Below are 25,662 nucleotides of genomic sequence, written 5' to 3'. Positions count from 1 at the left end.
GGAAATTAAATTGGTACGATTTATTAATTCAACAAATCATAAACTATGCGTAGCATCATAAAATTTTTATCCATTGGGATTATTCTCGGTGTGATAAGTTGCGGCGGATCCGGAAGTGAAGGATCAACTGACACCACGAGCACCAGCCAGCAAAAAACAGAACAAAAGGCTGAAAAAACCCAAGATGAACAGACGGTGGATCAATCCAATATTCCTGCCAGTCAACGGGTTGATCTTGAAAATAAGGGAATCGGCCCGGTCAAAAACGTGGAATTGGATGAAAAAATTGACCGGAAATTAGCGGTCAAGGGGAAGGAAATATACGACGTCAAATGCATCGCGTGCCACAACGTAGATACGAAGTTGATTGGTCCACCCCAGAAAGGTATCATGAAAAAAAGGACACCGGAGTGGGTGATGAACATGATCATGAACCCAACGGAAATGCTTGAAAAAGATCCGCTTGCAAAGGACTTGTTGGAAGAATATAACGGAACACCTATGTTGGATCAGAACATTACGAGAGAAGAGGCTCGAGCATTGGTCGAATACTTCCGTACGTTGTAAAAGTACGTTTATGCCCATAGATCATACTATGGGAATACCACGTAAATGGATACCCTGACTGGTTTTTTGCACGGCTACAGTAATAAGATTTTAACTGGTGCACAGATGAAAAAATAACCGGTCAGGGTATTTTTTTGCTTCGGGTGCAAAGTAGAATGTAGTTTGCTTTATTTACAATAGGTCCAGAATCGTCCCAGATTGCCTCAACGCAAATCGACCCCGTTCGTCGATTTTCAAGATAGCCGCTTCCAGTTCTGGATCATGCTCGAAGTAAAGAATATCTTCTTGTTCCACTAGTTCGTTGAGTAATCGTTCTTTTTCTTCCAGGGTTTTTAAGGGTTGCATATCGTAGGCCATGACATATGGTCGTCGGATGTGCCATCGACTTGGTAATAGATCGGCGCCATACCACACCCTTTTGTTTTGATCCGGCAGGGGAATATTCAGTAACATCATGGCTGTAGTGTGCCCGTCTACGTAGCGTATGTAGATATCCTCCATCCAGTGCACATCATCTTTTTGAACATCAATCATTTGCAGGAGGCCTTGTTCTTTAAGGGGAACAAAATTCTCCTTGAGGAAAGAGGCATCTTCTCGGGGATTGGATTGGTATGCCCAATCATAATGAACTTCATTGCTCCAATAGGTTGCATTGGGAAAAGTGGGCACGATAACTCCATCAGCATTTTTTTTCAGTGCGCCACCCACGTGATCAAAGTGAAAGTGTGTCAGAATTACGTCCGTAATCTCTTCTACATTAATACTCAATGCGGCTAATGACTCAGAAGCTTCCGGGCCATCCGCCGAGAATATAGAGCGGAATTTTTGGGGCTGCTTAAAGCCTATTCCAGTATCTACCAAAATCTTTTTGTGGCCGGTTTCGATCAGTAAACTTCGCATGGCCCACAAACACTGATTGTTTTCATCTGACGGATTGAGCTTATTCCATAGTACTTTTGGAACTACCCCAAACATGGGGCCTCCATCAAGTTTGAAATAGCCGGAAAGAACGGTGGTTAACTTCATGATTAATGTTTACTGTGCTTGCACTATTATTTGCTCGAAGACCGGAAGCCGATGGTTTGTTTCGTCTTTTTCTTTAATCGCTTTTCCAGAGCGATCATTTCCAGAGCTACTTCCGCTGACTCTTTCCCTTTATTCTCCTTGGAACCGTCCGACCGGGCTATGGCCTGTTCCTCGTTGTTGACGGTCAGGACACCAAAAACAAAGGGTTTCCCATACCGCAAATTGAGATTCATAATAGCACTGGTTACTCCTTGGTTAATAAACACATCATGATCAGTTTCTCCTTTGATAACACAGCCCAAACAGATGACCGCATCAGGTTGGATGGTATTTTCCAGGTGCAGCGCTCCGAGTGGTAATTCAAAACTGCCGGGCACCAGTTCGTGAAAAATATGCTCTTCCGGGACAGATAAATCCATCAATGCGGCTTTACACTCGGAAGCCATTTCATCTGTGATCCGATGGTTCCATTGAGATTGAACGATCCCTATTTTTAGTTTTTCGGGTTCATCAATATGGATCTGGGCGTTGGTTTTTCCTTTGATACTCATGTTTCAAATTTGTGTTGAGGTGAATAATCAACAAAAAAAGGCGGGTTTTTATGCCCGCCTTTAAGATATTAAAAGTTTGAAGTAGCGCAACTATTAGGACCTATTAATTCGTATTTTGAGCGTACTGAACATTGCTAATGTACTTTTCAATATTAAAACCATCCGGGCTTTCCGGATAATTTTCTTTGATTTTTTTATAGACCGCCAAAGCATCCTGATAGTCGCCTTCTTGTTCGTAAAGCATGCCCAGCTTCTTCAGGTAGTAGGGCGTCAGGTATTCATTGTCTCCTGCATTGCCCGCTTTTTTATAGTATTTGATCGCCTCATCGTATTCTTCTAGTTCCGAATAGGCATCACCAATAGCTCCGTTTTTGGTGATTGGGGTCAATTTCCCATCTGCTTTAAAGGCCTTTAAATAGGAGATAGCCGCCTCGTATTTACCGAGTTTTAGGTAAGAAATGCCCGCATAGTAGTTGGCCAGGTTTGCAGTCTCTGTGCCGCTGTACTCTTCTATAATATCCAGAAATCCCATATTGCCCGCGCCGGGACTCAGAAGGGCGTTTTCAAAAGAATCTCGCTCAAACTGCATCTCCGCGGTGTAAATCGCATTGGAGGCCTCGATCTCCCGGGGTTTTTGGTATAGATTGCTGTAAGCCAGGTAACCGACCACCCCTATGATGATCGCTCCGACAACTCCTGTAATAATCTTCTGGTTTTTCTCGAAGAAGTTCTCTGAGCTGGATTCTTGTTGTGGTATAGACATAAGTTTATATATTCAAAATTACCTTAAATACGAAAATTCAGGCAAAAGTATAAAATATCTTTATATATAACCCTATTCCAATAAATGATTATTCCAAAAAGACCAATTGCCCGCGTTCGAGGTCTGTGAAATCATTTTACACCCCAACATTTGGGGTGCTTTTTGATCTAGAAATAAAGTCACGAAAGAATTAGGTCAAGAATGGATAATCGTCTTCTACGTAGTTGTCATCATAAAGTTCTGATGGATCCGGATAGTCAGATTCTTCCGCGAATTTTACTGATTCCTCGATGATTTCTTTGATCTTACTTTTGATTTCTTTGATCTCATCTTCCGAAGCGATCTTTTCATCGATCATTTTCTTTTCAAGCATTTTAACCGGGTCTTTATCCTGGTAGGATTTCAACTCTTCTTTGGTTCGGTACTTTGCCGGATCTGAGACCGAATGGCCTTTGTACCGATAGGTTTCTATTTCGAGGAAATACGGTCCGTTTCCTTCCCGAATGGATTTGGATGCTTTCTTGAAGGCTCGGTGAACAGCTTCAGGATTCATGCCATCAACCGCTTCACTGGGAATATCAAATGCGTTTCCTATTTTATAAATATCGGTGAGACTGGAAGTCCTTTCCACGGAAGTTCCCATGGCATAGTTGTTGTTCTCGCAGATGTATAGCACAGGTAAATCCCATGTTTTTGCCATATTAAACGACTCGTATAGTGCACCTTGACGCGCTGCACCGTCCCCAAACATGACCACAGCAATGTTATCTGTACCTTTGTATTTTTCAGCAAATCCCATGCCTGTGCCGATTGGTATTTGTGCGCCTACGATTCCATTTCCTCCAAAGTATCGGTCTTCCTTAGAAAAAAAGTGCATGGAACCGCCTTTTCCCTTCACGATTCCCGTTTTCTTGCCGTACAGCTCGGCCATACATGCTTTCGCGCTAACACCTTTGGTCAGCGCAATGCCGTGTTGTCGGTATCCGGTCACCACCGCATCATCATCACGCAACCCAGTCGACATGCCGGCAGCAATGGCTTCCTGGCCGATGTACACATGAAGAAAGCCCCGGATGTTCTGCCGTCCGTATTCCATGAGTGATCGTTCTTCAAATCGTCGGATCAGTAGCATGAGTTCATACCATTTGAGATAAGTTTCTTTAGTGAATTCTTCCTTATCTTTGGATTTTGTATTTTTCTTGCTGTTCGTTGCCATAAAACTTGTTTATTTATTTTTATTCGACTTTCATTCTATTGCCTCACTAAAAGGAGTCTCAAAGATATAAAACTTAAAACACTAAAGACAAATGCAGAACACAAAATATATTTGCCTTGCAGATTGAACGACTCAAAGTAACGAATTTTAAAAATTATGGATGTGGTGATTTTGAATTCCATCCGCGGCTCAACCTCGTTTTAGGAGACAACGGGATGGGCAAAACCAACCTGCTTGATGCCATTTATTATCTCGCTTTTGGGAAAAGTTATTATTCCATAACGGATCGACAGTTGATTCGTTTTGATGCTGCAGATGGCAGTGATCCATTTTTTAGAATCGAAGGTGACACCACATCATCGGACCTCTTCGCCGTCACATATGCCCCATCCAAAGGCAAAACGATCTATCGGAACAAGGTAGAGTATGATCGCATTTCCGATCACATTGGTGAAATCCCCCTGGTCTCGGTTTTTCCGGAAGATATTTATATGATCCGGCATGGTTCAGCACTCCGTAGAAAATTTGTCGATGGAACCATCGGGCAGCTCGACCGGAATTATCTTCTGGCACTGGTTCAGTACAACAGAATTCTGAAACAGAAAAATGAATTGTTGAAAAACCGACGAATGTCTTGGCGTGATAAAACAATATTGTTGGATAAATACGATATTGAACTTCGACCACGAGTGGCAAAGATTGAGGCAGGCCGGATTGACTTTGTCAGGGAATTTGATCCATTGTTTTCGATTTATTATGAAAAGATCGCCCAACGCGACCATGAAAAAGCAGAAATGATTTATGCCCGATCGTTAAATTCCATGGACATTGGGGGAGAATTGAATGCAGCCCGTGCCGATGATGTCAACAAAGGAAGGGCCACAAAGGGGCCTCATAAAGATGATTTCCGGTTGTTATTGAATCAGAATAAAGCCAAGCAGTTTGCCAGTCAGGGGCAACAAAAGAGTCTCCTGTTTGCGTTAAAACTGGCTCAATTTGCCTATATTAAAAATGCACTTAAACAAAATCCGATATTAATGTTGGATGATTTCTTCGAAAAATTGGATCACCGTCGGATTGATCATGTCATGGGACTTCTAGCTTCAGAACATTCCGGCCAGATTTTTGTAACAGATACAGACGCTGACCGAATGATCGCGATGGCGGAACGGGCACATTTGGATTACAAGACGATTTATATATCGGGTGATCGATAACACTTCGTCTGTATTTCCGAGTTGGTAGACGGTTAACCGCAGACCGTAGGCAATAGAAGGTAGACAGCAGCAGACCTTGGGCAGCAGACGACAGACTGTAGCCAATGGGGCGCTCCTTACATTGACCGAATCCTTATGAATCCGGCAGGAATCAAATTCAATAATCTGAGATCAAAATTCTAAAATCAAAAAAGAAAACATGTCAAAAGAAGAGTCACGTAACCTCAAAAATATTCTTTCTTCAATCGCTAAAGATCCAAAATATTCAGGCAAACTTGATGAGAAAAAAATCGAGAAAATATGGCGGGAAACCAATCAACCATACGTGGTCGAACGCACGCAAAAAGTTGCTTTTAGAGATGGGAAATTACTTCTTTTTATCAATTCTGCCCCCCTGAAGCAAGAACTTTTTAATTCACGGGGCCAGATTCGTGACAAAGTAAACAAGGCTCTGGGTATGGATATCGTGAAGGAAATCGTAATTAGGTGATTATTAGTTATTGGTTATTCGTTATTTATTTTCAGTATGTGGGTATCGGTAATTAAGATGAATGGTTATATCATGCAACTTAAAACAGATGAAAATACATGACTTTAGGGATTTAAATGTCTGGAAGGAGGGGCGAGTGCTTAGGCGCAATGTGAGTAGTCTGACCAAACGATTTCCTCCAGCAGAGAAATTTAGATTGTCGGATCAAATGCTACGTGCTTCCAGGTCCTTTACTGCAAATATTGCTGAAGGATTTGGAAGATTTCATTATCAGGAAAATATTCAGTTTTGTCGAAGTGCAAGAGGTTCGGCAATTGAGCTTTTAGATCATTTTACTTGTGCATTGGATGAGGAATATATTACAGAAAAGGAGTTTTTACAATTTGAGCAACAGATACAAAAATGTGTAAAAATATTAAACGGCTATATTTCATATCTTAAAAAAGCCAAAGCAGCAGAATAGTTGCTAGTTCTTCGTTATCCCTGGTTCACTCAATGACTGATAACTAATAACTCAAAAACTGAGTAACCAATAACCCAATAACCCAATAACCAAAGCGCCCTAATTGCCTAGCTCGCTCTTCGCGCTGCCAATTGGTATGCTTTGAATGCATTGATGCGTTTACCGCTTACACTGAGTGTTTTGAAATCGACTTCTTCATCGGTTCCGGGTTTTATAACGGGTTCAGTAATTTCATCGCCCGATTCCATCAGAATCTCTTTGACTTCCTGGGCACTCAGTGAGGGGAAATTGGCTCTGATGATGGCGGCTACACCGGCCACTACCGGTGCTGCAAAACTGGTGCCGGAAGCAAATTTATATCCATCTCCGGGGGTTGCAGAATAAACTTGATGGCCGGGTGCGAAAATATCGACACTTTTTTGACCATAGTTTGAAAAACTGGCTACACTGTTTTGGTCCGATAATCGACCCAAAGCTCCCACTTCAATCCATCCTTTGGCGTATTTCTTACCACCGAAAAAGCCGCGTTTGGCATACAGGGCGGTCGGATAATTTTCTTCCACATCAATATCTTCGGATGAGTTTCCTGCTGCGTGAACCAGAAGCACATCTTTTTTCTCGGCATACCGGACGGCTTTATCCACGATGCGTTTGTCCGGAGAAATCCCTTTTCCAAAACTCATATTGATCACCTTGGCGCCGTTGTCGACCGCGTAGATGATGCCGTTGGCTACATCCTTGTCTCTTTCATCGCCATCGGGTACCACGCGAACGCCCATGATTTCAACCTGGTCAGAAATTCCTTTCATCCCAATATTGTTGTGTCGGTCTGCTCCGATGATTCCGGCGACAAAGGTACCATGAAAAGCATCCGGACCGGCGACGTCGGCATTCCCGTAATAGCGTTGGGTCTTGTTTTCATAATTGTCCTGTACGATGCTTCTGGGATCGAAGTCCGGGTTGTAACCGTATTTGAATTTGGATTCAAAATGCTTTTCCCCTTTTTCGATGTCATCCATGATGAATGATTCAAAAGCTTCGTAATTGCTAAAAGATTGACCGGTATTTTCTAGGATGTTTTCCAGCACAGCAAGCACCTGGGTGTGCTCATTGTTTTTTTCTTTTTTCATTTCATCTATGGTTGCCGTGCTGATTTCCCGTTTTTCGCCGACCACGGTTTGTGTCATCGCCAGGAAATTGTTGATAAATACTTTTTGCTGTTCTATTTCTTCGTACTGATTTTTGGCTTTTTCCATCTCTTCCTCTACTTTCTTTTTGTACGTCAGATATTTCGCATATTCTTTTTTCTCCTTTTTCTTGAGCTTTAACGGATCAACATCGGCATATTTTTGATGCAACCGTTTGTATTGACGCGTGATTTCGTAGGTGTCCTGATCTACATTTCTTCCATCGGGACCTCCGATAAAGTTCCATCCGTAGATATCATCTGCATAGCCATTGTGGTCATCATCCTGTGAATTGCCTGCGATTTCACCTTGATTGACCCACATGACACTTTTTAAGTCTTCGTGATCCGGCTCTACACCGCCGTCAATGACTGCAACGATGATTTTGTTATCAGGTGATTTGATCAGATTGTTTTCGTAAATTGGTGTTACATTGGCACCGTTCGTAGAATCTGTACCCAAAAGAAGCCACCCTTCATTCTGTGCGTTGGAAATAATAACAATGGATAAGAAAAATAAAATCGTTGAAATAATGGTTTTGAATGAGTAAATCATATAGGTTGAGTATTATTGAAATTCAGGTAATTGGCGCGAAAATACATTTTTTCCTACAAAACACCGGAATGTTATATAATATGTAACATATTTTAGCTTAACGTGCAAGATTATTCTATGAAGTTGTATGTTCGATTCTTCTTAACGATCATTGGTGTCGTTTTATTTTTTGCTCCCTCTGCTCGAACTCAAACTCTTGAGCTGGGGATAGGGCTCGGTATTTCGGCGTACAATGGTGATATTTTGCCCGATGCACTATCCTTTACGAAAACCTCTGCCCTGGCAGGGCAGGTGCAGATATCTTTCCATCTCAATGAACGTTGGAAAGCTCAGGTTTTTTATAACCGGGGACGCCTCAAGGGGGCAGATGCGGATTTTGGCCGGCACAACCGGAACTTATCCTTCGTGACGAACATCGATGAATTAGGAGTTCGCGGGATATTTAACCTGATTCGATTTGATCCCTATGGTGAGTCGGGGAGTCCATTTACGGCTTATGTGGGAACCGGACTGACCGTTTACCATTTTAATCCTTTTACGACGAACCTTCAGGGGCAAAAAGTGTTTCTGCAAGAAGTGGGAACGGCCGGTCAATACTTGCCCAATGAACAAGACCGACCCCGACCGTACAACTTGTTTCAGCTCGGAATACCCATTACCATGGGCGTCAGCTATGCAGTGACCCCCCAGCTAATTCTAGGCCTGGAGGTCGATTATCGGTGGCTCTTTACAGACTATATCGATGATATCGGTCCGGACCGATACCCTGATTTTGACAATCTATTGCTGAGCGGAGACCAGGCTGCTTTGCTGACCAATAGAGGATGGGAGAGTGTTTATGATCCCGACCAGGGAATCAATCCCATTGATGTCGCAAAAATGTATTATCAGGACAACAACCTCTCCTCGTCTTTTCGTTCGATTGGTCAGGGGAATGATGTGTTTGGTTTTATTTTATTCAAAATTTCATATATGCTGGAAGAGATATCTTTTGGTGGTAAATCGAAATTTGGGTGTTACTCTTTTTAGGAGAAAGGAGAAAGGGAAGCCGTGTTAATGGTGTTCGCCACATAAAGGTTTTTTGATTAAATAATTTCAGGAGAAATCTTCCTGTTGGGTATTACCATCTTATGAGTAACTTCATTGTTTGGGATTAATTTAAAATGCAAGCTTGGTATTAAAACGAGTACACATTTGACAGACATTCACCAACTTCTTAAAGAATACTGGGGGTTTAACACATTCCGGGAGCATCAGCTGGAAGCCATCGAATCGATCACGACAGGGCGCGATACGGTGGCCATCTTACCCACCGGTGGGGGGAAATCTCTGCTCTATCAATTGCCAGCCCTGCATATGGGGGGCGTGACCCTGGTGGTATCACCACTGATCGCTCTGATGGATGACCAGGTTCGTCAGCTCCGGAACCGGGGGATTGCTGCGTATGCCTGGCACAGCGGAAAGTCAACGCACGATCAACAGGTGATACTGCAAAATGTGATGCATGGAGATTCTGCGGTCCTCCTTTATGTGTCTCCGGAACGACTGGAAACAGAGACCTTCCTATCGTTTTGCGCTGAAATTAATATCCGATTGTTGGCCGTGGATGAAGCGCACTGCATCTCTCAGTGGGGCCATGATTTCCGGCCTGCCTACCGGAATATCAAGTCATTTCGCGAATCTCATCCTTCTGTACCGGCGATTGCACTGACGGCGACGGCGACGCCCCGGGTGGAAGAGGATATCATCGATCAACTTCACTTGACCCATCCGGCAATTTTTCGTCAATCGATCTATAAGCCCAATCTAAATCTCTATGTTTATGAAGAGACCGATAAGTATAAATTTATCATCCAACACGTCCGCAGCCTCTCGGGCAGTGGCATCATCTACATCCGGCACCGGAAAGGCACCGAAGAGATTGCGCGAATGCTTTCCAACTATGGATTGAACGGGATGTATTACCACGCCGGGGTCTCCCCAGAAGAACGGGCTATGATCCAGGAAAATTGGTTGAGTGGAGAATACCGCTTTGTCGTGGCCACCAATGCGTTTGGCATGGGGATCGATAAGCCCGATGTGCGGTGGATCATCCATATGGCGCCGGTCTCTACCGTTGAAGAATATTACCAGGAAACCGGACGTGCAGGCCGGGATGGGGATCCGTCCAAAGTCTATTTGCTGTGGAACGAAGAGGACTTCGAAGGAATGAAAAGCATATTGGATGTGGCCTATCCGGAGAAAAAGGTATTGGAGGTGTTGTTGCGCCGGTTTGTACATCACTTCCACATTCCCAGGGGAACGACCTTTGTCGAACAACGATTTAATATGACCGAATTGACCGAAGTGGCAGGGGCCTCGGCGTTTCAGATTCACAGTGCTTTTAGTCTTTTGAATAAGATGAACATTCTGGAATATCAGGAACCTGTATTGCAGGAGGCGCGGGTGACATTGATGATGAAACCCGACCAGATGGTCGAAATTCGGAATCAACATCCGCGCTTGTATGAAGTTGTCGATTATTGGGCGAGAACGGTGGACAATGCTTTTTGGACGGTCATCTCTGTGGATATGGATGAAATGGCTGAGGTGCTGATGGCTTCCCGGGAAGACCTTGTTCAGCGGTTGGAAGCACTACACCGGTATGGAATTGTTGATTACCAGCCTGAGGCGGAATATGGGGTGATTCGTTTCCCAGAGGGGCGGGGGCAACTGGAGAACATCCCGTATGATATGGCATTGGTCCGCGAACTCAAACAACGGCAGCTGACCGGACTGGACCAAATGCATGCTTTCGTGGCTGAGAAAAAATGCCGTTTCCGGTTTTTGCAAAGATATTTTGGGGAAGATACGGAGGCGTGGTGTACCCACTGTGATTTGTATTTTCAGGACGAGGCACTTCAGGGTGAAAACACATCGGCCCTGGCTTCTGAATTGATGACGAAGATACCGGATGAGGGTTTGAATCTGTCCGATTATGTGGTGGGGCAGACCAATGAATTTCAAGCCAAAGAAGTGGTGCGAAACCTATATCGCCGGCAGAAGATCAGATATTCCTCGGGAAAAATTTATAGAACACAATGAAACCTTCGGTATCCATCTGGACGACCTCGCAGTTAGCGTATGATCAGCGTATTCGGCGGATAATCAGTACGATAGAGTCCATCGGTGGAACAGTTGCGGTATGGGATCGAAAGACTGCGGCTTACCCTGAAGGAAAGATTGAACCCCGATGGAATCACGGGCCTGGCATGTACCTGGATTACAACCGGCGCATTGCCGGGTTGGTGAACCAGCACAAAACCGACCTGATCTATGCGGCTGATATCGATGTGATGCCGGGATTGATGTGGGGGTTGCGGGGAGGAGACGGGACTCCGCTTCTATTGGATCTGCACGAATGGTATCCAGAGGTCATTGAATTGGAAAAGAAGCCACTCAAACGAGCCCTATGGCGATGGGTGGAACGACGAAGTGTAGCGTTTGCCACCGCACATATGACGGTTAATCAGTCTCTGAAACGGATCTTTGAAGCGCAATACGGTCCATCGTTTACCGTGGTCCGTAATGTGCCGGAATTGTTGCCGAGTGTTGAAGTGAGTCCGGAAAAACGATTGGATGACAAGATATTGTATTATCAGGGAGCGCTCAACGAAGGCCGGGGCCTCGAAACGGCCGTGGAGAGTTTGCGGTATTTGCCCGGATGGCGGTTGTGGCTGGTGGGGGATGGGGAGGTGGTAGATCAGATTAAGAGAAAGGTAGAGGTTGAGGCTAAGGTTAAGGTTAAGGGTGAAGGTGAGGGTGGGGGGGCGGACAAGGAAGGATTGGAGGACAGGGTGGTGTTTTTTGGCCGTAAATCGCCTGTTGAGCTGCGGGAACTGGCGGGGCAGGCGACCGTGGGATTGAATCTGCTGAGTGGTTCGTCGAAAAGCTATTATTACAGTCTGGCCAACCGGTATTTTGATTATATCCATGCCGGATTACCGGCGATTCATATGGATTTTCCGGAGTATCAATCGCTGATGAAGGAAAACAGGGTGGGGGAGCTGGTTACGAGTTTATCTCCCAAAGTGTTGGCTGATGCGATCAGGAAGATGACTGGTGATAATATGCTGTATAACAGAATGATAGAACAGTGTCGTTCAGCCAGGGAAACGTATAACTGGCAGGAGGAATCTAAAGCATTGGTTGAGGTGTTGGAGGGGGTATCTGTTATTGGTTGAAAGGTTATTATGTTTTCGCGCCAATCAAATCGAGCCAGGTTTGGGAAAGTCGTGCTGGTAGAAGGAGTTTTGTGCGAGACGAGGATCGTACCATCGGGTGCTGTAATGTAACAAAAGCATCTTGCTTTTGGAAGTCTCGGAGCTGATGCCCCCGGGTGGAAGGAGCTTACCGCTTTTCAGCGGCACACTGCGTGACGCTTTGCGTTAAGCTCCTGCTCCTTGCAATTTGTTGAAATTTCTCTTGTCATTCTTCCCGAGAGCAGGAGCCTGCCTCAGGATGGGTTTAAATAAACTAACTGGGTCGGGTGCCGCTGGCCGATCATGCTAAGGCCACGCTGAAACGTAGCAAGCTGTGACAAGAACTGTCGGTGTTATGCCAGGAACGCCCCCGCGGACAATGCTCGAGAGATACCACCCAGCGAAGTCAGAGCCTGCCTTAGCCTTCACCTACCTTGCCGTGCTTCATCAGGCAGGCACAACAAGAAGACTCCTGCTCTGACTAAAGGAACGGAGCTGGAGCTTGGTTGTACCCAGGTAGCTGCCCGCTCGCAAACTATAGTCGCAATATTTAGGATCGGATTTTTCTTGTTGAGTATATCGGGTTTTTGTATTTTATTTTTGGATAAATTCAATAGAATAAGTAGTTTTAATCTAAAATGTATGGAGATGGAAAATCATGTCCTTCGAAAAAAATTGAATACTTACATAAATCAAGCCGACGCGGCAACTTTGGAAGCACTTTACACGCTATTAAAGCCGGATGATTCAGTGCAAAGGTCCGCCCATTGGGATGATCCTGATTTTCTTAAAAAACTAGAGGAGAGTGTGGAAGAGTATGAACAGTATCGTCACGATTTAAATACCTGGGAAATCATAAAAAATAGAATTAAATAAAAGTGTATGATCTCGTTTTTTCTTCCCGGGCTGAAGCTGAGTTTATAGAAGCTTTTTATTGGTATGAAGAACGAACTTCTGGTGTGGGTAGAAAATTTGAACAAATTGTAGATCAGCAACTCCAATTATTAAAAGAAAATCCCTTCCTGTTTCAAGAAATAAATAGTACCTATAGGGAATGTGTGCTTCCCGTTTTTCCTTTCGTAATTGTTTATAAGTGCTATCTTGAAAGAAATGAGATCATAATTCTTTCTATATTTCATGCAGCACAAAATCCAAAGGATAAATTCACGAAAAAGTAGTTGAGCGGAATTTCTATACCGCTTTACTGCAATGACAGTATAAGGATTTTAAAGTGATAATAGATCATAAGGAGTTGTATCGAAGCGAAAAGCACCCTGTCTGTCGCAGCCACGATCCTGCTCCACTGTAACAAAAGCACCGTACTTTTGAAAGTAATGTCAATTCCGGAGCTGGAAGCAATGTAGCAAAAGCATCTTGCTTTTGGAAGTATCAATCCCGGAGCCGTCTCGTCCATTAAGACGAGACGCCCTAATTCCTACTTCACCACCATCACTCCGCCAGCTATCGTTTCTACCACACCCTGCCCCGTCTCATACATCACCTGCACCATCACCACCCCCGGCGGAAGATCTGCCCAGATCGAGGCTTCCACTTCACCACCCTGCACCCTGTAAAGCTCCCCGCCCCATTTATCGAAGATCCTGATTTCGATCACTCTGATATCACAAGACGAAAACACTTCCAGGTTATCATTGATCCCCTCGCCATTGGGTGTGATGGCATTGGGGATGGAGACGGTGCATTTTTCATTGCAGTCATCACCTGGGACGATCATATAAGAATTCTCCGTTTCACAAGACCCGATCGAAACCCTAAATCGGTAATCTCCATAGTCATCGATGGTCCGATCAGAGCCGGGAGTCCCGTCTGACCAAGAAAATTCCATCCCCTTTGCTTCCGGAAGGTGGAGCATAAGTACAGAATCCTGGCACCAGGAAAATGCTTTAGAAAAGTCAGTGGTCTGGGGATCCCATTCTACCACTTCGATCTCTTTATCTATGATACAGTCCTCCCTGAACCCCCGAAATGTGTATGTTCCTTCAGACAAGAATGCAATGGAATCATATTTATGGTACATCTTTTCGTTCATCAGAAGCGAATCCAACCGTCCTACCTCTACACTTTTTCCCTCCTCCTTACAAATGAATAAAGTATCCGTATACCAGCTTTCCAGGAGAATGCCACCGGATGTTTCATACAGGGTTAAGGTATCGCGATATACACAGCCATCTTTTACAGCTTTTACCCATAATGGCCAGTGATCGTCCTGCTGAATTTCCGTGGACCAGGTCGTATCTCCGTTCCACCAGAGGATAGAGTCGTATCCCTGGTGCGGCAGTTTAGCCAGTCCGGCTATTTCCGTACCCCGGCAAATCGTATAATGCCGCTTAAGTCCCAGTTTTCGATCCTCTTCCATTTTTATAGTAAAAACAGCTGTGTCGAGACATCCGCCTCCGGCGGACTCCACGATATACCGATATTCCCCGTCCGGATCTTTCCCCGGGATGAACAGCGTATTCCCACTGGAGAGGCCCGGCTCAAACCATCCACCATTCCGGTCGGCTGAAGAAGTCATATTTTTCCGCAGATCGATAAAATCGGGCGCACCACAGTATTCTACTATAGTATCGCGGCCTGCGAGGGTCTCTGTACCTATGAGCTGGAAGACGCTCCACGATGGAGTAGAATCTCCCGCTATATAACTCGTGATCACTACGGTGCGTTCATAGGACTCATTTTGGGACCAATCCGGTTCGTACCGCACACTCCGAAGAAAGTCCGATATTTTTTTAGTGTCTGTGCCGTGTGGATTGTGCCAGGTCCAGCGTTTTGGTCCCGTTTTTTGCAGGCTTTCAGAAGCGCTTATCTCTTCATACATCGGTGCCGGTTCACCGAAAGACTTGATCCGGAAAGAAATAGAATCAATCGCTTGATCGCATATTCGATATGATATGTCGTCATCTGCGATCCGCCCAACCGGATGACACGGTGTTAAGGTATCATAGAATCCACCGGTCATATGGCCCGATGAATTGTCGGCATCCATATCAACCAGATAGCCATTGTGCCGGAAATTGTCAGTACTCCCGATGCCAGTAACCACTTCCTTCATTTTTTCTTTACAAATTTTATCCAATGTACCGGCACCAAAATCAATTTGACCAAAAAATCCCTTAAAGTTCTCATCATTCCTTTTCCTGGTGTATGCCTGTCCGATATAGTTGGGCGCTATACAATTATCATAATACTTGGTAACGCCTGCCATAGCATATTCTATCTTATTGCTATTAAATTCAAGGAGCGTGTCGACGATGCCGGTTTCTAAATCCAAAGTCCAAAGGTATCGACTTGTCCAATCTTGATTTATACCATCCAATATTAAATGCTCTGTGTCGTAAAAGCCCCAGGCAAATAATAGCTTCCCTTCGGGACCAAACCGATATTGAGGCGATAATCTGTTTTGATATAAATTGTAATCCAAAAAATAATTTCCACCACTACTGACGATCATCCTCCCCTCCTCATTAATAGCCAGCGTGGCCAGAAACTCATACTTCTCCGGAGTACGTATCAAATGTTCAGCCTTGCCGGTGTTCAAGTCGAGCTCCAGAATATCATAATAGGTCGAGGCGTATAATTTTCCATTAGGATGAAAGGCCAAGCCATGGAGTAAATCCACCTTTTGCTCTCTCGAGGGGATATAGGGTAACTCCTCTATTTGGCAGGTGGCCAGATCCAACTTATACAACTTGAACTGGGTTCCCAGGTATATGTCTTGAGTAAATCCCGGAATTGGGACAGTTAATAAGATCACGATCAATATTCTGATCATTTCCATATCCTAAATTATTGAATGATGACCTATTTTACGATCTTCCGGTGAAATGACAAGCCTTTATCACCCCATCCCTGTAAGAAATACACGCCGGAAGGATAATCGGTAAATTCGACATAATGACGATTGATTCCTTTCACCATCATCCAGGTGTTGGAATGAATCACCCTGCCCTGAACATCTATCAATTGGATATCTACAGCTTGATTTTGATCAGATATTACAGTGGTATTTAATCGATTATTCACTGGGTTCGGATAGAATTGATTGGTCTGAACAAGGGTATTATCGAAACGATCGGATCCCGATACTTCCACCGATACATCGGATACGTTTCTATAATCTCCGTCCACAATTTCAATGGAAGTGGTATGTAGTTGACTTTGCTTGAAAAAGGTGACTGTATTCCTGGGAACGATCGAAAGTTCAATGAATGATTGTTTATTCACTGAACGTTTTTCGCCTGGTTCAGAAGCCACATGCATCATTCGAAATTCTCCATTCCCAATCCGGTAATCCTTTTTGGAAAGTCCCGGTATATCCGACCGGACATTGACTATTTTTATTTCGTTTTCATCATACCCTAGAAACCACTGCATCCCGGCCAAACCGTTCGGATTATTAATGTTCAACCGAACCTTTGAAATTTCTTTGTCTACTAGATCAACATATATTTCCTCCGTATTCAGAAGAGCGGGAGGAGAACAAAAGTTCCAGCAGTAATAACAATTACTCGCATTCACATCCCCTTTCTTTATCACACGAAAAGAAAACAAATTGTTCACGGTTCCACTGTCACTTGGATTGCCATAGACTGATATAAGATCGCCTGGACCATGACTATAGTTATATAAAACACTACTTTGAGAAGTAGCTTCAAAATTGCCTTTATCTGTATTCTGTATGACCATCCAATACCCACCTGACGGCCACAATGTTGGATTTAAATTGGCTTGTTGCCACATATTCACGTCATTCGTATCCACCACACCATTATTATTTGCGTCAGCAGCCACAAATTCATAATTGTCAAAGGTTAATGTTTTATTGATAAATCTTTGTATGTTAATAATATCTGCAACAGACATACCCTGTCCGTTGGAAGGAGCAGCCACATATAAATCAAAATTATTCTCACCCATTTGATAGTGATAGGCAATGTCCATTTCAGCAATACCGTAATCACAACCCGAATATTCAGAATTAATATTTAAATAAGCACTACCGATCGATTTATTTTCAATATTTAGCATAAGTCCCTCCACACCCTTTGCTCCATTGAAATGTTCCCCCTGGAATACCAGTCGAGGTGCAATCGTAACGGTGTCAACTCCTATTGGTTGTGCTATTGAAAAATTGGATAGGAGTGAGAAAACAAATGCAAAAATAATAAAACATATATCACTGTAAGTATCTTTCATATACGAGAAGATTGGAATCGGAATGGGGATAACTTTAAGTGGCTGATGTATGGTTATCTTAGTTCTCATGATTTTTAAATTTTATTTGTTATGTTACAGGTATCCACTTCGGGCGGAAAAATATCCTGCGTCAACTTTATGACATAATACAGGCATTGGGCTACCATCTGTAGCCTATCAAAAATGTTTTTATCTTTCCTGCTGCTCACCGCAAGTGGTCGACCAATAAGGCAAAAACGGATTTTTTCAGGATAGATTAGCATTGGTCAATATAACATTATTTTATGGTCAGAAAAAATTTTATTTGTTAATTTTACAGGAATGACTAAATTTTAACAACATCAGCTAAAAGCAGAATGTCATCTTCTAAAATTTATATAGTTTAGCAGAGTAATTGAGCACTTATTGTATTATTATACACCGTGACTGATCAACTTAGCCATTGTGTCTCATTTATCTGATAACATATGGATTTTATAAGTAAGATACCACTCCGGAGCGTAGCAGGCAGTGACAGACTGTAGCTACTTTTAGCGTACCGCGGGAGCGGCACACCGCGTGACGCTTTGCGTTAAGCTCAGCTCCTTGCAATTTGTTGAAGCTTGTCTTGTCATTCTGCCCGAGAGCAGGAGCTCTCGCTTCCCCGGAGGTTTACATCCTTTGATTGTGCTTTTCGTATACCTTTGTTCAATCGGTGCGCTTTCGGCGTCCCCGGTCGGCAGTCCATTCACCCACCCAGCCGATACGACAATACCATACTCCCACGTCCCCCAATTTTCTGGCCGCTCTCTTAATAACCTTCTTTCGAATGAAAAACACGTTTATCGTGATGCGCTACCGCATACTGAGCGGAGATCGTTACATCCTCCCAGGAAGATTGGGCTTGAGAGATGGAAGTAAAAATCAATATCACTACGATAATCAAAATGCTGTTTTTCATATCTATTTTTTTCTATTTAATGACGATAAATAGTTTCCATAATATAGCATCCTTATATCCGATCCTCTTCTAATACTTTTTTCACATCCACTTTCGGAAGTATCTTCGCAACCGGCTGATCCGTAGTATAGCCTGGCATCAGCGAACTTATTGACTGACCTTCTCCCAATATGGTTGTTCTTACCTGGGCTGTCAATAATAATTGGAGGGTATATTCGCGATCTTGTCCCCAGTCAAAATACTTTACCGGCTTATTACCGTCCAAATCAAAAACCCAGAACCCGGAGCTGTCCGGATAAAAATACTTTGATCTGAAAACCGGAATGAAATAATCATGGATCCTGCCTATGAAGTGGTAGGACCATTCATAGGAAGACTGGTCCTGAAGGACCTGCCTGGAGCGTAGATCATATTTTACGACATGTTGCATTCCAACAATCCCCTCGCCACCATTTATTGCAAAATGACCCTCTTCGTCTATGGCCATTCCGGGTACGGTTCCTGCGTCGCTGTAAAACACTGATCCATCCTCTATGATTTTAGAGGACCGGGAAGTAAAATCGTATTGCAGTAAATAATTGTGGGTAATTATATACATCCTGCTATCCGGATGAAAGTTAATATCAAATGCAATCGAACCCACATCTATATCATCGGGTAGAGTGATGGGATCCAAAGATGCGCAGTTGCTCAAATCAGTCCTGGATATGGTTTGCGGATTCAGGAAGGTTACATAATACACCTCCTGTCCCACGAGATGGGATAGGACCCCGAAGTGTAAAACCAATAAAAGGTACCGGCGAATCACGCTGTGTTTTATATATATTGTTGTTATTTAATTCAAGGTTTGATCTTTGGCTTCTGGTCAGCTATTTTTATGATTAATTGATCTAGTGCTGAAACTAATTCTCGTTCAAAACACTCCAAATTTTCTTTATGAATGTTTGTCTTGGGGCATGATAGACCATCTTTATCTCATATAAAAATATAATTAGTTAAAGTTTGTGGGTGAAGTGAAATTGTCGTATTATTTTAACTGTTTTGATTTTGAATACTTCTTATAATTCTTATTGTAACATATAAGATGACGATTTCGTTATATTATAAAATATGGATGGTTTTTACGGAGCAGATTTAACAGATCTCCACTTGTCCGCCGAAGCCTGCAAAGCGAAGGAGGAAGATCTGTCAAATCTTAGTTTTGTATATGACCTTTTTTTCATGTGAGTTCCACATGATGTAATAATACATCGGCTGCTAAAATGTAACAAAAGCACCATGTCTGCCTCAGGCATGATCCTGCTTTTGGAAATAATTCAATTCCGGAGCAATCCCCAAATTGTTGGGGGACGGTTCCTTTTGATTCCAGAACCACAATGCGACACTCATTTACCCCGAAGCATTCCTTTTTTACCTGTGCATGCCTGACGACCCCGGTAATTTTCGAGGTAAAATGCTTCCGGCTTTCAAACTCTTAATTACTTTTGTGCACGAAACAAAGAAAGATTTTTGAGTCAGGATATTTCATATAGGAAGATTCTATTTCTGGCCCTCCCCATCATGGTGGGGAGTATCGTGCAGAATGCCATTGCCATGATGGACAGCCTTTTTCTCTTTTACCAGGGAGAAGATGACTTTGCGGCTATTGGTTTTGTCAGTGCCTTTTATTTGATCATCGTTTCCATTGGATACGGATTTTCCAGAGGGGGTCAGATTATTATGGCCCGGCAGGATGGGGGACAGCAGTTGCGCCGGATCGGGATCACCTTCAATACCAATCTGATCATGCTTTTCATGCTGGCCATCCTGTTCTTCGTCGTGGTTCGGTATGTTTCTCCCTGGTTTCTGAAATTTCTGATGAGCAATGAGAATATCTATGAAAAAAGTGTGACCTATCTTCAGTACCGATCCTATGGGGTGTTTACCGGTTTTCTTGGCCTGGGGATGATCTCGCTGTATACCGGGGTGTCCAATACGAAGTTTCTTGTTTTCGCTACGGTGATCCTGCTCGGTACGAATATGTTCTTTAACTATGGGCTCATCTTTGGCAACTTTGGGATGCCGCCGCTCGGTATCGGCGGTGCTGCGATCGCCAGTAATATTTCTGAACTCGCCGGGTTGCTGAGTTTTGCACTGCACATTGTTGTGAGTAAAGACTTTAGAAAGTATCAAATTCCGTCCAAGGTATGGATCAATTCCAGAATCAGTAAAGACATTCTCAAAATATCCATGCCACTGGTGCTGCAATCCACGGCCGGCGTGGCAAGTTGGTTTGTCCTGTTTGCCCTGGTGGAGAATATGGGAGAGCGGGAACTGGCCATATCCAATCTGGCCCGGATATTTTACCTCCTGCTCAGTATACCGTTGTGGGGTTTTTCCGTGGCCGTCAATACCATGGTGAGCAATGCCATGGGCTCCCGCCGGTACAGTAATGTACTCGCTATTGTAAAAAGAACGTCGATTCTCACTTTTGGAATTACCATGGTGGTCGCCATTCCGGTTCTGTTGTTTCCGGCATTTTTTGTGGAACCGCTGCTGAATCCCGATCAGATGGTCGTTCTGTACCAATCCAAGGGGGTACTTCGCATCGTGTTGGGGATTCTCGTCTTTTATATCCTGGGAACGATTATTTTCCAGGGATTGATCGGGACAGGAAAGGTCCTTTTGTCCCTGACCATTCAGGTGATCTGTGTAGCCTTTTATGTGGTTCTTTTGATCGTCGGCGTCAAGGGGATGGGGCTCGGGCTCGAAGCGGCCTGGTCCTTGGAGATCCTGTATTGGATTGCAGTCTATGTGATTAATATGGTGTATTTTAGGTATTATTTTAATAAGTAATAAGAAAGCTCAAAGCTCAAAGCTCAAAGCTCAAAGCTCAAAGGTGAAAGGTGAAAGAGGAAAGGTGAAATGGGAAAGGATTTTAGTTGGAATAATTGAATTAATAGTCATATATTTAATGTCCACATTCTTTTAACCCATGAGAAATTTTAGAAATCTGGATATTTGAAAAAGAAGTTTTGAGCTGGTTAAACGGGTTTATATTTTAACGAATCAACTGCCAGATTCCGAGAAATATGGGTTAAGAAGTCAAGTGAACAGAGCTTCAGTTTCGATACCCTCAAATATTGCTGAAGGATGCGGAAGATGTTCAGATAAAGATCTACAAAGGTTTTTGTCCATTTCTCTTGGATCCGCGTTCGAATTGGAAACTCAGTTATTGCTGATGATGGAGTTATATCATATACCTGAAACAGATAATGCACTAGCTGAAGTTAAGGAAGTTCAAAGAATGATATCCGGGTACAGTAAATACCTCAGTGTCAAAACTTGAAATCTTGGATCTCTCTTTCACCTAACCCCTAACAGCGAAGCGTCCTTTCCCCTTTCCCCTTTTACCAAGTTTTCCACAATTTGTGAAAAGCCACATTTCATTAGTATCGGAAAAGCCGTATTTTTGTATCCATGCGCTTATCGAGAATAGAGATGAAGGGTTTCAAGAGCTTTGCCGATGAGACCCATATACTTTTTACAGACGACATTATAGGAATTGTCGGCCCCAATGGGTCGGGCAAAAGTAATATCGTTGATGCTGTGCGTTGGGTACTTGGGGAACAAAGCAGCCGGGAACTGCGACTTGAGAGCATGGGGGATGTGATCTTCAACGGATCACGGGCCAAAAAAGCGGGCAAGGTGGCCCGGGTATCACTCACTTTTGAAAATACGAAAAATCTCCTTCCGACCGAGTACACAGAAATTACTTTGACGCGAAAGTTGTATCGCTCCGGAGAAAGTGAATACCAGATCAATGATGTGAAATGCCGGCTAAAAGACATCAAAGCGCTCTTTATGGATTCCGGTATCGGGTCCAATTCATACGCCATCATAGCACTCGGGATGGTGGATGACATCCTGGCCGATAAGGAGAATGCCCGCCGAATGATGTTTGAAGAAGCGGCCGGGATTTCGAAGTATAAAGAACGTAAGAAAGAAACCCTCAACAAGCTTCGACATACCGAAGAGGATTTGGACCGGATCGAAGACCTCGTTTTTGAAATTGAGAAAAACCTCAAATCCTTCGAACGGCAAGCGCGCCGGACCAAGCGGTTTTACGAAATCAAAAATGAATACAAGGAATTGAGTACCGCGCTGGCATCAATCCAGCTGCACCACCATCGGAAAGAGAAAAAAGAGACAGCCGCAAAACTCGAGAAAGAAATGGATCGCATCCGACAGCTGGAGACGTCGATCACGCAGAAAGAAGCAGAAATAGAAACGGTCAAAAAAGCCAATACAGATCAGGAAATTGCCTTGTCTCAATCTCAAAAAGGAATCAATCAGCTGGCAGCTAAAATAAGAAACACCGAAGAAAATCTCCGGATCGATAAACAACAACTTGATTTTCGAAGCAAAGAAAGAAGCGAACACGACAACCGCATCACGACCTTGCAAGGTGAGGAAAAAGAGCTGGCCGAAAAGCGTAAGCGGTACGATGAAAAGGCGGCGCAGGAAGAAGCCACTCATCGAAAAATGAAGAACGAATGGGAAAAAGCTTCCGAAGAGCTCAATGCACTTAAAGAAAAATACGAAAACAGTAAAGCGTCTTTTGATAGTCAATACGCGGACATACGAGAACTGGAGAAAATAACGGCCCATCTGGAGAAATCCATCGCCATCAGTGAATCACGACAGGAAACCTATGTGCACGATCAGCAGCGTCTGGAAGGATCAATCAAAGAAATTAAAAGGGCACTGGAGGGGAGACAGGGAGAAGTGGAGAAACTGGTCAACGAAGAGAAAAAATGGGTGGCCAAAATCGATCAACTGGAGGAAGAGATCTTTCAGAAACAATCTGAAAAAGAAAACCTGGAGAACAAGGAGGAGTCGATTGTCAAGGTTTTGCAACGATTGAATCGTCAGCTGGATGCAAAGACCAATGAACGCAAGCTGCTCATCGAATTTATGCGCAAAATGGAAGGGTTTCCCGAGAGCATCAAATTCCTGTCGCGCAATAAATCCTGGAAGGGGAGGGGCATAATTCTGTCGGACCTGTTGTCCGCAGAGCCGCCCTATCGTGGATTGTTGGAATCTTTTCTCGATCAGTACTTGAATTATTTTGTGGTACAATCGGTCGATGATGCGGTGGAAGCGATCCGGTTGTTGAGTGAATCGGACAAGGGCAGAGGGCAATTTTTTATCCTGGATGAACTGGATGGTTCCGTGAAAGATACACCAGATGCTGACGATGGTGAAGAACGGGCACTCGACCTGGTGTCTTATGATCCAAAATATGATCCGCTCTTTCGAAGCCTGCTAAAAAACGTCTATTTCGCGGAGTCCGGAACAGAAGATCAATGGTCTGGAAATCCTGAGAAAGTTATTCTTGGGAAAGACGGCCGGATTCAACGTGCTAAAGGAATGATGACCGGGGGTGTAGTTAATTTGTTTGAAGGCAGCAAACTGGGGCGCCAACAACAGATCGATCAGCTGGAAAATGAAATCGAAGAAATTCAGCAAAAAATACAAAATTGTGAGGAGGAATTGGATCAACTCAATGATCGAATATCAGAACTCGACACGACTAAAATCGAAGAAAATCTTCGTTCCTGGACCAATGAAGTCAATGGGGTGCGATCGCGGCAAATGAAGATCACCACGACGATGGAAATTGAAGAAAAATCCCTCGAAAAAGAGAAGAATAACCTCCGTGAACTCATCACAGCCATCGAGATGGACGCGAAAGAGTGGGGAATGCAGAAGGAAAAATGGAAGAAGCTTCAGACGGAATTAAATGAAAAACAGAAGCAATTGGCAGATAAGGACACGCTGTACCGTTCCTTATCCGACCAATACAACGCCTTGCGCCAGGAATACAACCAATTTCATATCAAAGTCGTGCAACAGGAAAATTTGCTTGAAACGGTGCACCGGGAGCAGGAAGTGATTTCCGAGAAAGAGAATTCGCTCAAAAAGGAGTTGTCCCACTCTGTTCGTAAGGTGGAAGAATCAGAAGAGGCCATCGAAAAACTTCAATTATCGATCAAACAGTACGAAAAAAGCTTACTAAAGGACATGGAGACTCGGAAATCAAAGGAAGCCCTTCTCAATGATGCCGAGCGCGACTATTACAAAGCACGGTCTGCTGTGGGTGAACTGGAGGCGGAAGTGAAATCTCTGAATCAGCAATACCGCAATTCGCAGTCCCTGGTGAATGGATGGAAGGACACCATGAATTCCATCAAATTTGCCATTTCCCGTATCATTGAACGAATGCAAATAGAGTTTGAAATCGGTGATCAGGACATCCCGGATGAGGTCGATTCCACGATGCTGGAAAAACGGGATGACCTGGAGCAGAAAAGTGAAAAACTGAAGAACCGCATTCAAAATTATGGGGAAATTAATCCACTGGCCGTAGAAGCTTTTGATGAAATCAAAGAACGCTATGACAACATTGTACAGCAGCGCGATGATGTGATTGATGCACGGAAACAGCTCATAGAAACGATCGACGAAATCGAGACGACAGCTACGCAGAAATTTATGGATGCGTTCAATCAGGTGCGGGAGAACTTCATCGAGGTGTTTCGCCGATTGTTCACCGAAGACGATACCTGCGATCTGATCTTACTCGATGCTGAGAACCCCCTCGAATCGAAAATTGAGATCGTCGCCAAACCCAAAGGGAAAAAGCCCAAATCGATCAGCCAGTTGTCCGGTGGAGAAAAGACGCTGACAGCAACCGCTTTATTATTTGCTTTGTATCTGTTGAAACCCGCTCCTTTCTGTATTTTCGATGAAGTGGATGCACCACTGGATGATGCCAATATCTACAAGTTCAACCGGATCATCAAAGAATTTTCGAAGGAGTCCCAGTTTGTGATTGTTACCCACAATAAGCTCACCATGGAAGCCGTCGATGTGATCTATGGAGTATTTATGGAGGATACCGGGGTGTCCAAAGTGGCGGCGGTTGACTTCCGGCATTTGGAGGAAATATCGGAATTGGCGACCACAGGATAGTATGTATATGTACACTTGGTTGCGGGGTGTTGGCCGTTGGGTGTTAGTCCGACTGGCAATCAATTTCTAAAAACCAAACCACAAACAATACCAGCAACCCTTAACAAACCCTAGAAAAGCTATACAAACCACAAAACTCAAGAATTAGCTCTAAACTAAAGAACCAAACCACAAACAATACCAGCGTCCCACTAGCTAAAGCGAAGCGTCCC

20 protein-coding genes and 1 pseudogene are annotated in these 25,662 nt (G+C 43.8%); 12 read left to right on the top strand and 9 right to left on the bottom strand.

Features of this window, described 5'->3' with window-relative positions; genetic code table 11:
• The first annotated feature begins 45 nt into the window (after positions 1 to 45).
• Complete coding sequence (locus KUV50_RS05075; RefSeq protein WP_222579018.1) at positions 46 to 567, top strand: c-type cytochrome; 522 nt, start codon at positions 46 to 48, stop codon at positions 565 to 567.
• A gap of 171 nt (positions 568 to 738) precedes the next feature.
• Here KUV50_RS05075 and KUV50_RS05070 read toward each other — a convergent pair whose 3' ends face one another.
• The 4 genes from KUV50_RS05070 to pdhA all read right to left on the bottom strand — a co-directional run bounded on the left by KUV50_RS05070 (position 739) and on the right by pdhA (position 4,123).
• Positions 739 to 1,593, bottom strand: coding sequence for an MBL fold metallo-hydrolase (locus KUV50_RS05070; RefSeq protein WP_222579017.1), 855 nt, complete (start codon positions 1,591 to 1,593; stop codon positions 739 to 741).
• Positions 1,594 to 1,619: 26 nt separating this feature from the next.
• Positions 1,620 to 2,144 carry a 6,7-dimethyl-8-ribityllumazine synthase gene (gene ribH / locus KUV50_RS05065; protein WP_222579016.1) on the bottom strand — a complete coding sequence of 175 codons (525 nt, stop codon included), beginning with the start codon at positions 2,142 to 2,144 and terminating at the stop codon, positions 1,620 to 1,622.
• Between the two features lie 103 nt (positions 2,145 to 2,247).
• Complete coding sequence (locus tag KUV50_RS05060; RefSeq protein ID WP_222579015.1) at positions 2,248 to 2,907, bottom strand: YfgM family protein; 660 nt, start codon at positions 2,905 to 2,907, stop codon at positions 2,248 to 2,250.
• A gap of 190 nt (positions 2,908 to 3,097) precedes the next feature.
• A complete protein-coding gene (pdhA, locus tag KUV50_RS05055; protein ID WP_222579014.1) occupies positions 3,098 to 4,123 on the bottom strand; it encodes a pyruvate dehydrogenase (acetyl-transferring) E1 component subunit alpha in 1,026 nt (341 codons plus the stop codon).
• A gap of 116 nt (positions 4,124 to 4,239) precedes the next feature.
• Here pdhA and recF point away from each other — a divergent pair, with 116 nt between their 5' ends.
• The 3 genes from recF to KUV50_RS05040 all read left to right on the top strand — a co-directional run bounded on the left by recF (position 4,240) and on the right by KUV50_RS05040 (position 6,293).
• A complete protein-coding gene (gene recF / locus KUV50_RS05050; RefSeq protein WP_222579013.1) occupies positions 4,240 to 5,340 on the top strand; it encodes a DNA replication/repair protein RecF in 1,101 nt (366 codons plus the stop codon).
• Between the two features lie 199 nt (positions 5,341 to 5,539).
• A complete protein-coding gene (locus KUV50_RS05045) occupies positions 5,540 to 5,830 on the top strand; it encodes a DUF721 domain-containing protein (RefSeq protein ID WP_222579012.1) in 291 nt (96 codons plus the stop codon).
• 88 nt (positions 5,831 to 5,918) lie between these two features.
• Positions 5,919 to 6,293 (top strand): four helix bundle protein, encoded by a 375-nt coding sequence (locus tag KUV50_RS05040; RefSeq protein WP_222579011.1) that lies wholly within the window; start codon positions 5,919 to 5,921, stop codon positions 6,291 to 6,293.
• A gap of 107 nt (positions 6,294 to 6,400) precedes the next feature.
• Here KUV50_RS05040 and KUV50_RS05035 read toward each other — a convergent pair whose 3' ends face one another.
• Positions 6,401 to 8,035: a S8 family serine peptidase gene (locus tag KUV50_RS05035; protein WP_222579010.1), complete on the bottom strand. Its 1,635-nt coding sequence runs from the start codon at positions 8,033 to 8,035 to the stop codon at positions 6,401 to 6,403.
• Positions 8,036 to 8,152: 117 nt separating this feature from the next.
• Here KUV50_RS05035 and KUV50_RS05030 point away from each other — a divergent pair, with 117 nt between their 5' ends.
• The 5 genes from KUV50_RS05030 (at position 8,153) to KUV50_RS05010 (ending at position 13,454) form a co-directional block, all read left to right on the top strand.
• A complete protein-coding gene (locus KUV50_RS05030; RefSeq protein WP_222579009.1) occupies positions 8,153 to 9,064 on the top strand; it encodes a DUF6089 family protein in 912 nt (303 codons plus the stop codon).
• 165 nt (positions 9,065 to 9,229) lie between these two features.
• Positions 9,230 to 11,119 (top strand): ATP-dependent DNA helicase RecQ, encoded by a 1,890-nt coding sequence (locus KUV50_RS05025; protein WP_222579008.1) that lies wholly within the window; start codon positions 9,230 to 9,232, stop codon positions 11,117 to 11,119.
• Entirely contained in the window at positions 11,116 to 12,258 is a 1,143-nt protein-coding gene (locus KUV50_RS05020) for a glycosyltransferase (RefSeq protein WP_222579007.1), read from the top strand. Before KUV50_RS05025 ends, KUV50_RS05020 begins: the two co-directional genes overlap by 4 nt.
• A gap of 666 nt (positions 12,259 to 12,924) precedes the next feature.
• Positions 12,925 to 13,152 (top strand): hypothetical protein, encoded by a 228-nt coding sequence (locus KUV50_RS05015; protein WP_222579006.1) that lies wholly within the window; start codon positions 12,925 to 12,927, stop codon positions 13,150 to 13,152.
• Between the two features lie 2 nt (positions 13,153 to 13,154).
• Complete coding sequence (locus tag KUV50_RS05010) at positions 13,155 to 13,454, top strand: type II toxin-antitoxin system RelE/ParE family toxin (RefSeq protein ID WP_222579005.1); 300 nt, start codon at positions 13,155 to 13,157, stop codon at positions 13,452 to 13,454.
• 257 nt (positions 13,455 to 13,711) lie between these two features.
• Here the strand turns inward: KUV50_RS05010 and KUV50_RS05005 are convergent, their stop codons facing one another.
• The 4 genes from KUV50_RS05005 to KUV50_RS04990 all read right to left on the bottom strand — a co-directional run bounded on the left by KUV50_RS05005 (position 13,712) and on the right by KUV50_RS04990 (position 19,241).
• On the bottom strand, positions 13,712 to 16,075 hold the full coding sequence (locus tag KUV50_RS05005) for a gliding motility-associated C-terminal domain-containing protein (protein ID WP_222579004.1): 2,364 nt from the start codon (positions 16,073 to 16,075) through the stop codon (positions 13,712 to 13,714).
• A 23-nt stretch (positions 16,076 to 16,098) separates the two neighbouring features.
• Positions 16,099 to 17,562 carry a T9SS type A sorting domain-containing protein gene (locus KUV50_RS05000; RefSeq protein WP_222579003.1) on the bottom strand — a complete coding sequence of 488 codons (1,464 nt, stop codon included), beginning with the start codon at positions 17,560 to 17,562 and terminating at the stop codon, positions 16,099 to 16,101.
• A gap of 721 nt (positions 17,563 to 18,283) precedes the next feature.
• On the bottom strand, positions 18,284 to 18,433 hold the full coding sequence (locus KUV50_RS04995; protein ID WP_222579002.1) for a hypothetical protein: 150 nt from the start codon (positions 18,431 to 18,433) through the stop codon (positions 18,284 to 18,286).
• A 52-nt stretch (positions 18,434 to 18,485) separates the two neighbouring features.
• Positions 18,486 to 19,241 (bottom strand): hypothetical protein, encoded by a 756-nt coding sequence (locus KUV50_RS04990; protein ID WP_222579001.1) that lies wholly within the window; start codon positions 19,239 to 19,241, stop codon positions 18,486 to 18,488.
• A 701-nt stretch (positions 19,242 to 19,942) separates the two neighbouring features.
• On the opposite strand from KUV50_RS04990, the gene KUV50_RS04985 reads away from it, so the two are divergent.
• The 3 genes and pseudogenes from KUV50_RS04985 to smc all read left to right on the top strand — a co-directional run bounded on the left by KUV50_RS04985 (position 19,943) and on the right by smc (position 25,450).
• A complete protein-coding gene (locus KUV50_RS04985) occupies positions 19,943 to 21,268 on the top strand; it encodes an MATE family efflux transporter (protein ID WP_222579000.1) in 1,326 nt (441 codons plus the stop codon).
• 181 nt (positions 21,269 to 21,449) lie between these two features.
• A pseudogene (locus tag KUV50_RS19690) lies at positions 21,450 to 21,761 on the top strand (four helix bundle protein); the annotation flags it as partial.
• Between the two features lie 131 nt (positions 21,762 to 21,892).
• A complete protein-coding gene (smc, locus tag KUV50_RS04975; protein WP_261395004.1) occupies positions 21,893 to 25,450 on the top strand; it encodes a chromosome segregation protein SMC in 3,558 nt (1,185 codons plus the stop codon).
• The last annotated feature ends 212 nt before the right edge of the window (positions 25,451 to 25,662 follow it).

The organism is Membranihabitans marinus, from assembly GCF_019802045.1.
GTDB lineage: Bacteria > Bacteroidota > Bacteroidia > Chitinophagales > Saprospiraceae > Membranihabitans > Membranihabitans marinus_A.
Note: the sequence above shows the minus strand (reverse complement) of the source record. Positions and strands in the feature narration are given on the sequence as shown.

Bases quoted from the DNA above. Each gene is read 5' to 3' on its own strand.
- KUV50_RS05005 (WP_222579004.1), bottom strand. From the start codon at position 16,075: ATGGAAATGATCAGAATATTGATCGTGATCTTATTAACTGTCCCAATT.
- KUV50_RS05060 (WP_222579015.1), bottom strand. From the start codon at position 2,907: ATGTCTATACCACAACAAGAATCCAGCTCAGAGAACTTCTTCGAGAAA.
- pdhA (WP_222579014.1), bottom strand. From the start codon at position 4,123: ATGGCAACGAACAGCAAGAAAAATACAAAATCCAAAGATAAGGAAGAA.
- KUV50_RS05000 (WP_222579003.1), bottom strand. From the start codon at position 17,562: ATGAGAACTAAGATAACCATACATCAGCCACTTAAAGTTATCCCCATT.
- KUV50_RS05040 (WP_222579011.1), top strand. From the start codon at position 5,919: ATGAAAATACATGACTTTAGGGATTTAAATGTCTGGAAGGAGGGGCGA.
- KUV50_RS05070 (WP_222579017.1), bottom strand. From the start codon at position 1,593: ATGAAGTTAACCACCGTTCTTTCCGGCTATTTCAAACTTGATGGAGGC.
- KUV50_RS04995 (WP_222579002.1), bottom strand. From the start codon at position 18,433: ATGAAAAACAGCATTTTGATTATCGTAGTGATATTGATTTTTACTTCC.
- ribH (WP_222579016.1), bottom strand. From the start codon at position 2,144: ATGAGTATCAAAGGAAAAACCAACGCCCAGATCCATATTGATGAACCC.
- KUV50_RS05015 (WP_222579006.1), top strand. From the start codon at position 12,925: ATGGAAAATCATGTCCTTCGAAAAAAATTGAATACTTACATAAATCAA.
- smc (WP_261395004.1), top strand. From the start codon at position 21,893: ATGCGCTTATCGAGAATAGAGATGAAGGGTTTCAAGAGCTTTGCCGAT.
- KUV50_RS05045 (WP_222579012.1), top strand. From the start codon at position 5,540: ATGTCAAAAGAAGAGTCACGTAACCTCAAAAATATTCTTTCTTCAATC.
- KUV50_RS05075 (WP_222579018.1), top strand. From the start codon at position 46: ATGCGTAGCATCATAAAATTTTTATCCATTGGGATTATTCTCGGTGTG.
- KUV50_RS05020 (WP_222579007.1), top strand. From the start codon at position 11,116: ATGAAACCTTCGGTATCCATCTGGACGACCTCGCAGTTAGCGTATGAT.
- KUV50_RS05030 (WP_222579009.1), top strand. From the start codon at position 8,153: ATGAAGTTGTATGTTCGATTCTTCTTAACGATCATTGGTGTCGTTTTA.
- KUV50_RS05035 (WP_222579010.1), bottom strand. From the start codon at position 8,035: ATGATTTACTCATTCAAAACCATTATTTCAACGATTTTATTTTTCTTA.